The organism is Eggerthella sp. BIOML-A4, from assembly GCF_009875575.1.
Lineage (GTDB): Bacteria > Actinomycetota > Coriobacteriia > Coriobacteriales > Eggerthellaceae > Eggerthella > Eggerthella lenta.
Window position 1 is genome coordinate 269,492 of the sequence record NZ_WWRX01000002.1, and the last position, 14,263, is coordinate 283,754.

Consider the following 14,263-nt stretch of genomic DNA (forward strand, 5'->3'; position numbering starts at 1 on the left):
CTACATCAGCCCCTTCTCGGCCAGGAACGCGTCGGCCACTGCTTTCGGCTCCTGCCCTTGCGTCTCCACTTCGTTGTTCATGCGCGCCATGTCGGCATCGGTGATGGCCCCTTGCAGCTTCAGCAGCTCGCCGCGCAGCTCGGGGTGCTTTTCCAGCGCGTCCTGTCGCACGACGTTGCCGCAAAGATACGACGGATAGAAGTGCCGGTCGTCCTCCAGCACCACGAGGCGCTCGTCGGCCACCTGCCCGTCGGTGGTGGACACGACGATGGCATCCACCTGGCCCTCGAACAGCGCCTGGTACTTCAAGCTGATGTCCATGTCTCTCGTGGTGCCGAAGTCCATGCCGTAGGCTTGCTGCAATCCGGGGTAGCCGTCCTGCCGGTCGAAGAAGTCGGGCTCGGCACCCAGCGTCAGGCCGCCCGCTGCGCCCGCCAGGTCGGAATACGTGCGCAGGTTGTAGCGCTCGGCCGCGTCGCGGCTCACAGCGAGGCCGTACGTGTTGTTGAACCCGTACATGCCCACCCAGGTGAGGCCTAGCTGCGATTCGTATTCCTGCTGCATCGTGTCGAACATCGACTCGTCGTAGGTGTCGTCGTGCTTGAGGACGGCGTTCCATCCCGTTCCCGTGTACTCGGGGTAGAGGTCGAAGTCGCCCTTCTCCATGCCGGGCTCGATGTTCGACGTGCCGCCGCCCACGCCCTGCGTGAGCTCCACCTTGAGGTCGGTATCGTGCTCGATCAGCGTGTTCAGCATCTCGCCGAGGATGTACTGCTCGGTCATGGGCTTCGTGGCGATGTTCACCACGTTCTCTCCGCCGCCGCGGTTCGCGAACGCGAACGCCCCGCCCGCTATCAGCACCACGGCCGCGCCCGCCGCGACGGCCGGGGCCAGCTTGCGACGCGAAGTCCGACGCGCACCCGAACGCTTCTGCCGCCGTGCGCTCGAAGGCTCCAGGTGGCGTCGCGTGGACTTCTCGGCTAAGCCCAGCAGCAGGTCCACCGCGATGGCTAGCAGCGCGATCAGCACGCTGCCTGCCAAGGTCAAGGCCATGGTGTTCGTGGTGATGCCGCGGAAGATGGCCACGCCCAAGCCGCCTGCGCCGATGAACGTGGCGATGCCGGCCAGCGCGATGGTCATGGTGGCCATGTTGCGGATGCCGCTCATGATGACGGGGGCGGCCAGCGGCAGCTCGATGCGGTACAGCAGCTGGCGGTCGGTGGAGCCCATGCCGCGTGCCGCTTCGATGATGGCGGGATCGATGGTGGTGAGGCCGGTGTAGGTGTTGCGTACCATCGGCAGCAGCGCGTACACGGTGAGCGCCACGATGGCGGTAGGGTCGCCGATGCCCGTTATGGGGATAAGGAAGCCGAAAAGCGCAATGGATGGGATGGTGTACACGAAGTTGACCAGCGCAAGCACGGGCTTCGCCCCTCGCCTCCATGTGGCGATGGCGATTCCCAGCGACAGTCCGATGAGCGCCGCCAGCGCAATGGATATGAGCGAGATGCCGATATGCTGCAGAAGGAGCTCGAAAAACCAATCGCGTTTTTCAACGAGCAAGGCCAGGGTTTCGGTCAGAATCAAGAGGAATCCTCGCTTTCGCACGTGGTGACGGACGCTACGTCGAGGGTTGAGATGCGGACTGCATGGTTAAATCCTACAGACTTCGTCAACATTGTAATCAAGTGTCGGTGCTTGGGCGCGGCAAGGCGGTCGTGTTACCTAATCGCCACGAGACGGTGGATTCCCGGGTACTGCCTGTGGTTTTCGCCGGGTGACTGGCATGCATTGATTGCGCAGTGGGTCGCTGCGCTTTATCATAATAAAGAGAGACGTATTTTCCCATTCGCCATATCCACCAGAGACCGCGTGTTTCAAGGGCGGTCATCGCGTGCAGCATGGTATTTCGGAAGAGGGGCCGCGCTCGCGCGGCAGGAAGGATGCGCCATGGCAACTGAAAGCCAGATCGCTCTGTACGAGAACTTCAAGGCGATCAACACCATCGAAACCGCGAGCTACGACCAGTTCGACGTGAAGCGCGGCCTGCGCAACGCCGACGGCACGGGCGTCATCGCGGGTCTTACGAACATCGCCAACGTTCACGGCTACGTGGTCTCAGACGGCGAGAAGGTAGCCGACGAGGGTATGCTGCGCTATCGCGGCTACGACGTGTACGACCTGCTGGACACCAGCGTGGCCGATCGCCGCTTCAACTTCGAGGAGGTGGCGTACCTGCTGCTCATGGGCGAGCTGCCCACACAGGAGCAGCTCGACCGCTTCATCGCCGCGCTCGATGCCGAACGCGAACTGCCCGACGGCTTCACCGCCTCCATGATCATGCGCGACACCCCGCCCGACATCATGAACATGCTGCAGCGCACCATCCTGCTGCTGTACGCCTACGACGCGGACGCCGAGGATCGCTCGGCTCATCACGAGATCCACACCGCCATCTCGCTGATCTCGCGTCTGCCGCGCATCATGGTGCTGACCTACTACGCGAAGCAGGCTCGATACAACAACGGCTCCATGATCATGCATCGCTTCATTCCCGGTCAGTCCACGGCCGAGACCATCCTGTCCATGCTGCGTCCCGATCGCCAGTTCACGGCTGAGGAAGCGCGCATGCTGGACATCATGCTGTGCCTGCATGCCGAGCATGGCGGCGGCAACAACTCCACGTTTGCCACGCGCGTGCTGACCTCGTCCGACACCGATCCGTACTCCACGTACGCCGGCGCTATCGGTTCGCTCAAGGGGTCGAAGCATGGTGGCGCGAACCATCAGGTGCTAGCTATGCAGCAGGAGATCAAGCAGAACGTGGCCGACTGGTCCGACGAGGGCCAGGTGGCCGACTACCTGGCGAAGATCGTCAACAAGGAGGCTTTCGACAAGACGGGTCTCGTGTACGGCATGGGGCATGCGGTGTACACGAAGTCCGACCCGCGCGCCATCATCTGCAAGCAGTTCGCCGAGAAGCTGGCCGTGGGCACGGAGTTCGAGGCCGAGTATCGTCTGCTGGAAAGCATCGAGCGCCTGGCGCCCGAGGTGATTCTGCGCGAGAAGGGCACCAGCAAGGACATGTGTGCGAACATCGACATGTATTCGGGCTTCGTGTACTCGATGATGGGCATTCCCGAGGATCTGTTCACGCCGCTGTTCGCGTGCGCGCGCATGTCCGGCTGGGCTGCGCACCGCTTCGAGGAGATCGTCTCCGGCAAGCGCATCATCCGTCCTGCGTACAAGTCCATTCGCAGCGGCAAGCGCGATTACGTTCCCATGAGCGAACGCTAGGGGCGGGGCGGCCGTCGACTCGGGTCGCCTGTTCGCGCGGCGCTTGTGCGGCCGCGCGCCGGATCGTTCGACATTGCGCCGCGAACGGATGTTTCACGTGAAACATCCGCGACCGAACGCACTCCAATGAACAACGTGCTCCTTTCCCAACGGGCGAGGAGCGCGTTTCTTTTTGCGAAGGATTCGCCCGCTTCGCTGCAGTGCCCGAGTTCTTCGCTGTCTCCTGAGATCGCTCCGCCACGAAGGCGCCCAAGCCCCTCGCTGCGTTTCGTCCGCTCCGCCACGAAAGGGCCTGGTCCCTTACCGTGCTCCGTCCGGTTCGCCGGCGCTCGCGGCTCATGGACGTTTTTTGCGCAGCCTTCTGCAGCAAAATCGAGTTTTTGGCAGTCTTTTCCTGGTTTCAGCGCGGTTTGAGGACGCTCGGCGCCAAACTTGTTGGTAAAACGCCAGGTCGCGTGTTTCCCTCTATGGACGGAGAAGGGCTCGGTCTGCCAAACCGGCGATTTTGCTGCGCATGAGCTGCCCAATCATGCGCAGCCGAAGCCGGCTCCATGCGCGCGAAGCGGCCGCCTCTCGAATGTTTCACGTGAAACATTCGCTCGTGAGCAGGGAGTTCAAGCCGGAAGGCAGGACCGAACAAAGAAAAGCGCCCGGAACCAGCTGGTTCCGGGCGCGCTGCGTTTCTGGCGGAGGCGGTAGGATTTGAACCCACGAAGCCTTGCGGCTTAACAGTTTTCAAGACTGCCGCCTTCAACCACTCGGCCACGCCTCCGCATGGGGTTTGCGCGTGTGCGCAGCGTTTAGGATATCATGCAGTCAATCGCAATGCGACAAGAAATTGACCGCGCGTCGCACGAAGCCGCATCGCTCGTCCGTGTCGGCTGCTCGTAAGCGTCCTTTGCGCTTTCGGCTCATTCCACGATGGTTGCGCTCTCGGGGCTTTCAGTTGCGGCGGCGGCTCCGGCTATCTTGCCGAAGACGAGTGCCTGAATGAGGCCGTTGCCGCTCATGTAGGCTGCACCTCCGCGTGAGGAGAATCCTTCGGTGCAGCCGCCAGCTGCATATAATCCCTTGATCAGGCTCTTGTCTGCGCGCAGCACGTGACCTGCTAGATCGGTTGCCATGCCGCCCTGCGTATGGCGAATCTCGCCCGTAACCCTCACTGCGTAATACGGGCCATCGAAGCTTTCCGGCAGATGGGATCGGTTGAATTTATCCTCGCCCTTTTCGATGGCGGCCTGATACTCTGCGATCGTCTTTTCCAGCGTCGCGGCGTCCGTCCCGATGGCGGCGGCCAGCTCGGCACTGGATGCGCCTTTCATTACGATGCCCTCTGCTTCCCACTCAGCGTATTTCGCGCTCTTTGCTACCTGCGCGTCGGTGAAGCATAGGTAGGCGATGTTGTCGGATTGCGCTATGACATGAGGGGACAGTTCGGAATAGCCGGTGTATTCGTTGGCGAAGCGGTTGCCTTCTTGGTTCACCATGATGCCGCCGTTGTTCGCAATGCCTTGTTCAAGCGTTTTGCCGTTGTCTACTCCGTGAAACGCATGGCCTTGGTAGGCGCCCATGTTCTGGAGGTTCGCGCCCAGCTCTTGAGCCCAGAGGATGCCTTCGCCGGTAGCTCCTGGCGCCACCATTTTGAAAGCATCAACGGCCTCGGGGCAGTATTGCGCCAGCATGTCGGGGTTGTTGGCGAACCCGCTCGATGCTAGGACGGTGTTCTTTGCCAGGATGGCCAGCTCGTCCTTGCCCATTTTGCCGTAAGCGCCTACGACGTCGTCGCTATCGTCCGCAAGCACCAGTCCCTGCATTTCGCATGACAGCATCTGCGTGATTGCGTCGTTGGCGCTCATGCTTGCGACGAGCGCATCGGTCAGTCCCTTGCCGGCATCGGCGGTGGTATGCATGCGGTGCGCAGTCTGACCGTAATACAGCGCTTGGTCGATGGTCCACACTGCGCCGTGCTTCTCGGTCCACTCGACGATGTCTTTTGATTGTTCGGTCACGGTGCGCACTAGGTCGGGTCGAACGCTGTAGTTGTTCGGACGCATGATGTCCATAACGCATGCGTCCACGCTGTCGTTTTCGCCCATGTCCATTTGCTGCTGAGTGCCTACGGCGGGAATCTTGCCGCTTGAAAGCATGGTGGCTCCGCCCAGAACGCTTGTCTTCTCGCACAATGTCACTTGCGCGCCTTGCTCGGCAGCGCTGAGCGCGGCGCACAGGCCCGCTCCGCCTCCGCCGATGACCAGCACGTCGGTTTCGGTTTGCGTCATGCCGGCGATGTCGCTCTTGCGCTTAGCGAATTGATAACTGCTACCTTGCGACGAGGTTTTTGCTGCGCCCCCGGTCTCGTTCTCGTTGGGCGAGCAAGCGGCGAGCGCGCCTCCCGAGGCAAGAACGACCGATCCCAACCCCAAGCCCTTCAAAAGGTCCCTGCGTGTCAGATTTCCCATGACAATCCCCTTCCTGTAACGGTGCGGGCATCCCGGCCCGCTCTTGGAGCACTATACGTTTGACCGTGCGGGTGCGAAAAGAAACTCTTATATGCCATGAAGCGTCAACTAGAAGTCGACGTATATCGGTAATACCAGGTCAAAAGGGTGTACGTCATGCGCATCGACTTATCTTGCGATAAGGAGCGCAACCTTGTAGGCTTCAAGCGCAGTCGTTTTGTCTATACTGAGATAAGGGGGATCCGACCGCGTCGTCACTTGTCGGGAGCGGTCGAGGGGACGCGCGAAGGCCATAGGCGAGGGGAACAACCATGGCAAAGTTTCGTATGGATGTCGATCAGAAAAGGTATTTTTGCACGCTGTGCTCGGAGGGCAGCATCACTCGAGCCGCGCAGTCGCTTTACCTTTCGCGGCAAGGTTTGTCGAAGAGCATGAAGAGCCTCGAAAGCCAACTGGGCGCGCAGCTTTTCGTCCGTGGCAAGAAGGGCGTCGAGCTGACGGCGGCGGGCAGGATCCTTCTCCGTTATCTGCACGAAGAGGGTCGGCTGTGGGATGCGTGCGTTGCCGATATCCGTTCGGTTAGCCAAACGGATTCCGAGCTGGTGCGCGTGGGTTTGCTCAGCATGTACGTGGGGTACAGCCAGAAGCGAGGGTTGCTGGCGAGCTTCCAAGATGATCCGCGCGTAAAGATCGAAGTGGTCGACGGCGACCATGATGCATTCTGGAAAGCTATAGCGGAAGGGGAGCTGGAGCTTGCGTTTTCCATAAAGCCTCCTGATGATTTGGGATTGCCCTCAATAAAGCTATGCGACGACGGTTTGTCGGTCTTGCTGTCGGCCAGCGACCCGTTGTCGCGCAAGAGGTTCATCGACTTCGAGACGGATTTGAGGGGGAAGACGGTCATCCAGACGAGCCCTTGCAAAGGCAGGCTGTACGAGGCGACGTTTCGAAAATACGGCATCAACATGACGTTGCTTATGCATGACAAGAACCTTATGTTGGCTCAGGTTTCAATCAGCAAAGGCTGCTTTATTATTCAAACCGAGTACGCAAAAATGCTGGTCACCGATCAGGTTTGCATGAGACCGCTGATCAATGCGCCCATCGAGATGGACTCTATGCTGGTGTTCGCCCCTGCGCTACGCCCTATGGCGCGTGCGGTGGCGCGCCATCTGCTAGCGCCGTACGGCAAGGAAAGCGAACTCGATGCGTATTTTGGCATATAATAAGCGACATGACCGATGAAGACTACATGCGCATGGCAATCGAGGAAGCGCGCCGCGCCGAAGAGCTGGACGAAGTCCCCATCGGGGCCGTTGTCGTCTACGAGCCCATCGATCCTGGAACGCGCCGCCCCTTGGCCGAGCCGCAGGTGATCGCGCGTGCGTGCAACCTGCGCGAGACTACGCAGGATCCGGCGGGGCATGCCGAGTTCATCGCGCTCAAACAGGCAGCCGAGCGTTTGGGCGTGTGGCGGTTAACCGGCTGCACGGTGTACGTGACGCTGGAGCCGTGCGTGATGTGCGCGGGCCTTATGCATCAAGCGCGCGTCGACCGCTGCGTGTACGGCGCGGCCGATCCGAAGGCGGGCGCTCTCGGCACGCTGTACGCGGTCAACGCAGACGAGCGCCTCAACCACACCTTCGAAGCTGTCTCCGGCGTTCTGGGCGATGAATGCGCCGAGCTGCTGCGCAGCTTCTTCGCGCGCAAGCGCAAGAAACGAATGGAATCGAAATGACGCAACCGAGCAAGAACGGCGAAAACGCCGTAGACATGCTGGCCGTGGCTCGCATCGCGCAAGGCGTGGACATCGCGGGCTTCGCCGGCCCCGATGCCGTCAAGCTGGTGGCACCGGCGAAAGTGAATCTGTTCCTCGACATCGGTGCGAAGCGCGCGGACGGCTATCACGAGGCCGTCAGCATCATGCATGCGCTCATGCTGCACGACGTTTTACGCATGAAGCTGGCGCCGGGACGCGGAGAAGGTCTATCCGTCGATCTCTCGTGCGTTGCGCGCGAAGGGCTCGCGATGCTCGATGTGCCCGTGGAGAGCAACATCGTGGCGAAGGCCGTGCGCCTGCTGGCTGAAAAATTGGAACGCACGGCTGACGAGACGGTGGTCGCCTGCCTCGAGAAGCACATCCCCGCCGAGGCCGGGTTGGGCGGCGGCTCCTCTGACGCCGCCGCGGCGCTGCTGGGCGCTGCGCACTTGTGGGGCGTGCCTGCCGACGATCCGCGTATCGAGGAAGCAGCACGAAGCCTGGGTGCCGACGTGGCGTTTTTCCTGCATGGCGGCTGCGCTTGCTTCACGGGCGTGGGCGATGCGTTCGACCATGCCCTTGCGCCCATGAACGGCAACGTCGTGCTCGTGAAGCCCGAGGGCGGCGTGTCCACGGCTGCCGCGTACCGCGCGTTCGACGAGCATCCCACGGCCAATTCCGAGGCCGATCGCGAAGCAGCCCTCGAAGCCCAGCGCGCCGCCGACGTGCCGCTGCGCAACAACCTCGTGCCCGTTTCCGAGCACCTGCTTCCGGCGCTCGTGGACATCCGCTTGTGGGCTAGCGAGCGCGTCGACGTGCAGCGCGTGCTCATGTCGGGCAGCGGGTCGGCCGTGTTCATGCAGTGCGCCACGTTCGCCGATGCAGGTCGCGTGGCCGCCGAGGCGCGCATGCGCGGCTGGTGGGCGCGTGCTACCATGTTCGGCTCGGCGCGTGCGGCCGTGGTGCCGAACCGCTGAAATTTCGGCAGCCCGATGCATTCGCGAAATCTAAGTGTTACGATTCGGTTTACCAATCGGTAGCGGATTTCCTGAATGGCATGCACGATGGTAGAATGCTAGCCACGTAACAGCAAAGGAGAGCTATGAGCATCCCATTGATCATCATCCTCGTCATCGTCGTCGTGCTGGTTGTGGCCGTGATCGGGCTATACAACAACCTCGTCAAGCTCCGCAACATGGTGGATAACGCCTGGGCGCAGATCGACGTGCAGTTGCAGCGCCGTCTCGACCTCATCCCGAACCTCGTCGAAACCGTCAAGGGCTATGCCGCCCACGAAAGCGGCACGCTCGAGGAGGTTACCAAGGCTCGCACCGCCGTCATGAACGCGCCTACGCCCGAAGGTAAGATGCAGGCCGACGGCTTCCTCACCGGTGCGCTGAAGAACCTGTTTGCCGTCGCGGAGGCATACCCCGACCTCAAGGCGAACACGAACTTCCAGCAGCTTCAAGCAGAGCTGTCCAACACTGAAGACAAGATCAGCTACATGCGCCAAAGCTTCAACGACACCGTCATGAAGTACAACACTGCGATCCAGACGTTCCCTGCAGTGCTCATCGCGGGCATGATGGGCTTCAAGCAGCGCGATAGCTTCGACGCGACGGCGGGCGCGGAAGTCGCTCCCAAGGTGCAGTTCTAGCCAAGTTCAACGAGCGTCGCGTCTCTGCGCGGCGCTCGTCGAAAACTATTTTGCGTAGGGTTCGCTGCGCTATCTTGGCGCCTCGTGCTGGCGGCCGTGCGCGCTAGCTTCGCTGAGAGGCGTCTTGCCGCCGTGGATCCTGCGCCCGTCTATCGGAGCGGCTTCATGAAGAAGGTTTCATCGCGGAAGCACGATCGATTCGGTCGCGTGCTCGATTCCGACCCGGTCTATCTTATCGCGGCGCTTGCGCTCATGGCGCTGCTCGTGTCGTTCTACGCGGTTCTGTTGGTGAATATGAACGCCATCGATACGAAAACCGAGGATCTCAAGGAACATCCCTACGCGGTCACCGTTGCGGCAGGTCGAGCCGAAACGCTGCTCATGCAAGTGCGAACGCTGGACAACCGCTTAGCGTTCGCGCGCACGCCGGAGACCGTCGCAAGCGTTAAAACGGAGTTCGCCTCCATCGACGAGGACCTGCGCACAGCGTTCAGGGTGGTTGAACAGCGCCATCACGGCAATCCCGAGAAAGTAAAGGACCTGGTAAGCAACTACGAGGAGTTCAGCGAGTTGCAGGATCGACTTATCGCCCTCAGCTTGAGCGACGCAGACGACGAGGCGGTTGCCGCTTTTCTGGCGAGTGAAATCGACCCGCGCATCGATCGGATGCTGGAAGACAACCAGGCCATCATATCCGCCGCCGCCCGTTCTTTCGACCAGTTGTACAAGGCGGTCGGCAAAACCCGCCAGGATACCATGTTCACGGCGTCGGTGCTTATGACGGCCGTGATGGTGGCGCTGGTGCTGTTCCTCGCGGTGATCAAGCGCAAGAACCGGCAAGAACGCGAGCTGCAGGAAAGCCTGCGGTGCGCGATGGAGAAGGCGCAGGATGCCAGCGAAGCGAAGTCGCGCTTCCTGTCGAACGTGTCGCACGACATCCGGACGCCTCTCACGGCCATCATGGGACTCGTCGACATAGCCGTCGAGCATATCGATGAGCGCGATCGCGTGAAGGAATGCTTCGACAAAGTGCAGCTGTCGTCGCATCACCTGCTCAATCTCGTGAACGACGTGCTGGATATGAGCAAAATCGAAAGCGGTCAAATCAACCTGTGCTGCAAGCCGTTCGACCTGCATGTCGTCGTGGAAACGCTCGGGTCTATCGTGCGTCCGCAAGCCGATTCGAAGCATCTGACGTTCTCGGTGTTGCGCGTCGACGTCGAAGACGGGCTTGTGCTGGGTGACGAGATGCACGTGAACCAGGTGCTCATCAACCTGCTTGGCAACGCCGTCAAGTACACCGAGCCGAGCGGGACGGTAAGCCTTGCCGTCGAGGAGCTGAGGGGCGACGAGCGCGTGGAATATGCCGCCCAGCACGGTCTTTCGCTTGAGCCGACCAGCCATGACGGCTTCGATATGCGTATTCGCCTGATCCGCTTCATCGTGGAAGATGACGGCATAGGCATGTCGAAAGAGTTCATGTCGCGTTTGTTCGACCCGTTCGAGCGCGAGGAGGTGCCTACGCGCTTATCGGTGGAGGGGACTGGTCTGGGCTTGTCCATCGTTAAGAACCTCGCCGATCTCATGGGCGGTACCGTACAGGTGCAAAGCGAGCGAGGGCGCGGATCGCGTTTCACGTTGGTGCTGCCGTTCGAAGCTTGCGAAGGGGATGCGTGCAAACTGCAGTTGGAGGAGTCCATCGAGGCCGAGCGCTCGGATGCTGCGGTTTCGGCGGTGTCATGCTCCTGGCAGCATGTGCACGTGCTACTTGCGGAAGACAACGAGATCATCGGCGAGATAGCGGAGGAGATCATCGCTTCGACGGGCGCCACGGTCGAGCGCGCCTGGAACGGCCTGGATGTGCTCGATCTGCTTGAAGGCGCGCCCGAAGGGCGCTTCGACCTCGTGTTCATGGATATCCAGATGCCCGGCATGGACGGCCTCGAGGCGGCGCGACTCGTTGTCGAACGCTACCGGGAAGCAGGTCGCGCACGGCCGCCCATCATCGCCACCACGGCGAACGCCTACGAGGAGGATCGCCGCCGCGCGCTCGACGCCGGGATGGACGGATTCGCCGTGAAGCCCATCGGGAAAAGCGAGGTGTGCCACCTGTTTGCGACGTTCGTCGACGCTAAGATCGACGAATAGATGGCTCTTCTCGATGATATGAGAGCAACGCGCGCCGGTCTGGTATGATGCGGACAACGCTAGCTGCCGGATGCCCGTGCATCCCGACCTGGGAAAGGAGCACTTTCCGTGTTCGCTCGACTGTCGCGCATCGTCCCGATGCTTATCGTGTTGGCCGTGGTGGCGGCAATCGTATACATCGTGGCCGCATGGCGCTATTCCCCGAACCGAGCGAAAGAGCTGCTCATCAGAATATTCACGGCTATCACGGGTGCCGTGTCGGCGTTCTTCCTGCTGGTGTGCGCCTACGCGTGGCTCGAGCGCAACGGAGCCGTGTTCGATCTGTCGTTCAGCTTTTTGTTGACGGCGCTTATCGGGCTTGCGGTGACGCGGATATGCCGCGCGGTGTTTTTGCGCCACAACCCCGCGTACCGCATCAAGGCCGCGAAGACGACGACTCCGGGTTCCCGTGTCAGGCGTTGGCGGAAGAAATAGGAAAACCCTCTTACGAGGGTTTGAAATGCGGTGGCGGAGAGCTGGGGATTCGAACCCCAGACACCCTTTTGGGGTGTACTCGCTTAGCAGGCGAGCACCTTCGGCCTCTCGGTCAGCTCTCCGCGGTATAATAGGTGCGGTTTGCTATGATACCGTGACCACCTCCAAGTTGCAAGGAGCATGATCATGCAAAACATGAGCGGTTCGCAACTCCGCGAATCCTTCGCTTTTTCCCGACGAAACGCCGTGCTGTTTTGCGCGGCGCTCCTGGCGCTCGCATGCGCGCTTGTGGCGCTGGCTCCCGGGCAGGCTCACGCGAAGTCGTACACTATGCCGAAGGTGGATATCCAGGCCCAGGTGGAAACCGACGGCGCGTTGCAAGTGACCGAGCAGCGCACGTTCGATTTCGACGGCGATTTCTCCGCGGTGTGGTGGACCTTCGACGGGCTTCCGCAGAACGCTTCCCTCAAGATCAACGGCGTGCGTATGGCGAACGTCGATGCCGATGGCACGGTGGTGGGCGACTGGACGACGTTGCCGAGCGAGGCGTTCGTGCTCGGCTGGCGCGAATCGGGCGGGCCTGGGAAAGATTCCTACTCGTTCGACGCGCCGAAGAACAGCGTGTACGTGTTCTTCAACGCCTCCGACGACCGTCGCATCATCGAGCTCGATTATACGGTGGTCAACGGGGCGCAGGCGTATTCCGACATAGGCGAGGTGTACTGGAAATACGTGGGCTCCCAATGGAAAGAGGCTTCCGACAACGTCACCATGACGTTGGCGCTGCCCGTACCGCAGGGTACCGAGGTCGTGCCGGGAGAGAACGTGCGCGCATGGGGTCATGGACCGCTCGACGGCAAGGTGACCGTGAACGCCGACGGAACCGTGACGTATGCCGTGCCGCATGTTGCGGCAGGTCAATTCGCCGAAGCGCGCGTGGCGTTTCCGGTGAAGTGGTTAACGAACCTGTCGCCCGAAAGCGCGGCGCTGCATCAAGGGGAAAACCGTTTGGACACGGTGCTGAAAGAAGAAAAGGACTGGAGCGACCAGGCGAACCGCACTCGCGTTCTTTCGTTGGCGTTCGTCATCGGCTGCGGTGTTGTCTGCGTGCTGCTGCTCGCCTGGGCGCTGCGCGCCTACTTCAAGTACGGACGCGAATACCAGCCCCGGTTTACCGACGAGTATTGGCGCGACGTGCCTGACCCCTCCATCCATCCGGCGGCTATCGGACGCCTGTGGCGCTGGGATCGCGAGAGCCAAGACGATTTCACGGCTACGCTCATGCATCTTGCGCATGTCGGCGCCATCCGCATCGACGCGGGCAGTTACGAGGAGCCAGGCGCGTTCGGGCGCATGAAGACCGTGGACGACTATTACATCACAAGGCTGCCTGCTGCCGACAACGTGACCGATCCCATCGATCGTCAGGCGTTGGATTTGCTTTTCGGCACGTTGGCCGGGGGCACCGACTCGCTGTGGTTCGGCACTATCAAGAAGTACGGCGAAGATCATCCGCAGGAGTTCGTCGACGCGATGCAGGGCTGGCAGGGCGCGCTTTCGGCGGCGACGAACCGCGAGGATTTCTTCGAGGCGAAAGGCAAGCGATACCAGGGCTACCTCATCGCGCTTGCCGTGGTGGTCGCTTTGTCCGGTGTCGCCATTTGGATACTCATGTCGAACTTCATCCCTCTGATATTCATGATTCCCACCGCCATCGCGTTGGGCGTGATCGGGAACTACATGCCGCGTCGCAGTGTGAAGGGCAACGAGCTGACGGCCAAGAGCAAGGCGCTGCGCAACTGGCTGACCGACTTCTCGTCTCTTGACGAGCGTCCGCCCACCGACGTGAAGGTATGGGGCGAGTTCATGGTGTACGCCTACCTGTTCGGCGTGGCCGACCAGGCCATCAAGCAGCTGCAAACCACCATGCCGCAGCTGTTCGAGTACGACGGATCTATGGGCATGACGTACATGCCTTGGTGGTTCTGGTACACGGGAGGCCATACGGCTGCCGGCTCAGCGATGCCTTCGGTTAGCGACATGCTGCAAACGTCGATGACGAACACGATGTCAACGGCTCAGGCGGCGCTTTCGGGCGCTAGCGGGAACTTCTCCAGCGGCGGTGGATTCGGCGGCGGCTTCTCAGGCGGCGGCGGAGGCGGCTTCGGCGGTGGAGGCGGCGCCCGGTAAACCAAGCAGGAACGAGAGCGGCCCCGGCAAGGGGCCGCGTTTTGTTTGTGCGCGTATCCGCGAACGAGGTTCCACGTTGCCATCCGATGGGCGACTGGAGCGCGCCTGGCGTCCGGAGCGAAGGCGCGAAGCGCCGGAGCATGAACAAGCACGGGCTGGCCGTGTGCGCCACCGCTGTCATCCTTCGACTCCGGCCTGCGGCCTCCGCTCAGACGCTCCTATGTTGTCAAGCGGCTACCTCACGACATCCCCAGGGCCTCCATATCCTGCGCGAGGGCG

The 14,263-nt window shown here is 61.4% G+C and carries 10 protein-coding genes and 2 tRNA genes; 8 read left to right on the forward strand and 4 right to left on the reverse strand.

Going from position 1 to position 14,263, the window contains the following annotated elements; all coding sequences use genetic code 11:
• The gene (locus tag GT613_RS02960; protein ID WP_009305661.1) at positions 1-1,587 is read right to left on the reverse strand and encodes a glycine betaine ABC transporter substrate-binding protein; all 1,587 of its coding nucleotides are present in this window, start codon (positions 1,585-1,587) and stop codon (positions 1-3) included.
• A gap of 363 nt (positions 1,588-1,950) precedes the next feature.
• Between GT613_RS02960 and GT613_RS02965 the strand changes: the two genes are divergently transcribed.
• Positions 1,951-3,297, forward strand: coding sequence for a citrate/2-methylcitrate synthase (locus tag GT613_RS02965; protein WP_009305662.1), 1,347 nt, complete (start codon positions 1,951-1,953; stop codon positions 3,295-3,297).
• 684 nt (positions 3,298-3,981) lie between these two features.
• Here GT613_RS02965 and GT613_RS02970 read toward each other — a convergent pair.
• Positions 3,982-4,069, reverse strand: a tRNA-Ser gene (locus GT613_RS02970).
• Positions 4,070-4,208: 139 nt separating this feature from the next.
• Complete coding sequence (locus tag GT613_RS02975) at positions 4,209-5,756, reverse strand: FAD-dependent oxidoreductase (RefSeq protein ID WP_114519838.1); 1,548 nt, start codon at positions 5,754-5,756, stop codon at positions 4,209-4,211.
• 326 nt (positions 5,757-6,082) lie between these two features.
• Here GT613_RS02975 and GT613_RS02980 point away from each other — a divergent pair, with 326 nt between their 5' ends.
• From GT613_RS02980 to GT613_RS03005, 6 genes are all read left to right on the forward strand, one after another.
• Entirely contained in the window at positions 6,083-6,982 is a 900-nt protein-coding gene (locus GT613_RS02980; protein WP_009305664.1) for a LysR family transcriptional regulator, read from the forward strand.
• 8 nt (positions 6,983-6,990) lie between these two features.
• Positions 6,991-7,494 carry a nucleoside deaminase gene (locus GT613_RS02985; protein WP_009305665.1) on the forward strand — a complete coding sequence of 168 codons (504 nt, stop codon included), beginning with the start codon at positions 6,991-6,993 and terminating at the stop codon, positions 7,492-7,494.
• Positions 7,491-8,492 carry a 4-(cytidine 5'-diphospho)-2-C-methyl-D-erythritol kinase gene (gene ispE, locus GT613_RS02990; protein WP_114516644.1) on the forward strand — a complete coding sequence of 334 codons (1,002 nt, stop codon included), beginning with the start codon at positions 7,491-7,493 and terminating at the stop codon, positions 8,490-8,492. Before GT613_RS02985 ends, ispE begins: the two co-directional genes overlap by 4 nt.
• 125 nt (positions 8,493-8,617) lie before the next feature.
• Entirely contained in the window at positions 8,618-9,172 is a 555-nt protein-coding gene (locus tag GT613_RS02995) for a LemA family protein (RefSeq protein ID WP_009305668.1), read from the forward strand.
• Between the two features lie 165 nt (positions 9,173-9,337).
• The gene (locus GT613_RS03000; RefSeq protein WP_114516659.1) at positions 9,338-11,320 is read left to right on the forward strand and encodes a hybrid sensor histidine kinase/response regulator; all 1,983 of its coding nucleotides are present in this window, start codon (positions 9,338-9,340) and stop codon (positions 11,318-11,320) included.
• A gap of 108 nt (positions 11,321-11,428) precedes the next feature.
• Complete coding sequence (locus tag GT613_RS03005; RefSeq protein ID WP_021410348.1) at positions 11,429-11,794, forward strand: hypothetical protein; 366 nt, start codon at positions 11,429-11,431, stop codon at positions 11,792-11,794.
• 31 nt (positions 11,795-11,825) lie between these two features.
• Here the strand turns inward: GT613_RS03005 and GT613_RS03010 are convergent.
• Positions 11,826-11,916 (reverse strand) — tRNA-Ser (locus tag GT613_RS03010).
• A 64-nt stretch (positions 11,917-11,980) separates the two neighbouring features.
• Between GT613_RS03010 and GT613_RS03015 the strand changes: the two genes are divergently transcribed.
• Entirely contained in the window at positions 11,981-13,984 is a 2,004-nt protein-coding gene (locus tag GT613_RS03015; protein ID WP_114516660.1) for a DUF2207 domain-containing protein, read from the forward strand.
• Positions 13,985-14,263 lie beyond the last annotated feature (279 nt).

What these genes read in the sequence shown, in the direction of transcription:
- GT613_RS02965 (WP_009305662.1), top strand. Translation starts at nt 1,951, where the DNA reads ATGGCAACTGAAAGCCAGATCGCTCTGTACGAGAACTTCAAGGCGATC.
- GT613_RS02975 (WP_114519838.1), bottom strand. Translation starts at nt 5,756, where the DNA reads ATGGGAAATCTGACACGCAGGGACCTTTTGAAGGGCTTGGGGTTGGGA.
- GT613_RS02980 (WP_009305664.1), top strand. Translation starts at nt 6,083, where the DNA reads ATGGATGTCGATCAGAAAAGGTATTTTTGCACGCTGTGCTCGGAGGGC.
- GT613_RS02985 (WP_009305665.1), top strand. Translation starts at nt 6,991, where the DNA reads ATGACCGATGAAGACTACATGCGCATGGCAATCGAGGAAGCGCGCCGC.
- ispE (WP_114516644.1), top strand. Translation starts at nt 7,491, where the DNA reads ATGACGCAACCGAGCAAGAACGGCGAAAACGCCGTAGACATGCTGGCC.
- GT613_RS02995 (WP_009305668.1), top strand. Translation starts at nt 8,618, where the DNA reads ATGAGCATCCCATTGATCATCATCCTCGTCATCGTCGTCGTGCTGGTT.
- GT613_RS03000 (WP_114516659.1), top strand. Translation starts at nt 9,338, where the DNA reads ATGAAGAAGGTTTCATCGCGGAAGCACGATCGATTCGGTCGCGTGCTC.
- GT613_RS03015 (WP_114516660.1), top strand. Translation starts at nt 11,981, where the DNA reads ATGCAAAACATGAGCGGTTCGCAACTCCGCGAATCCTTCGCTTTTTCC.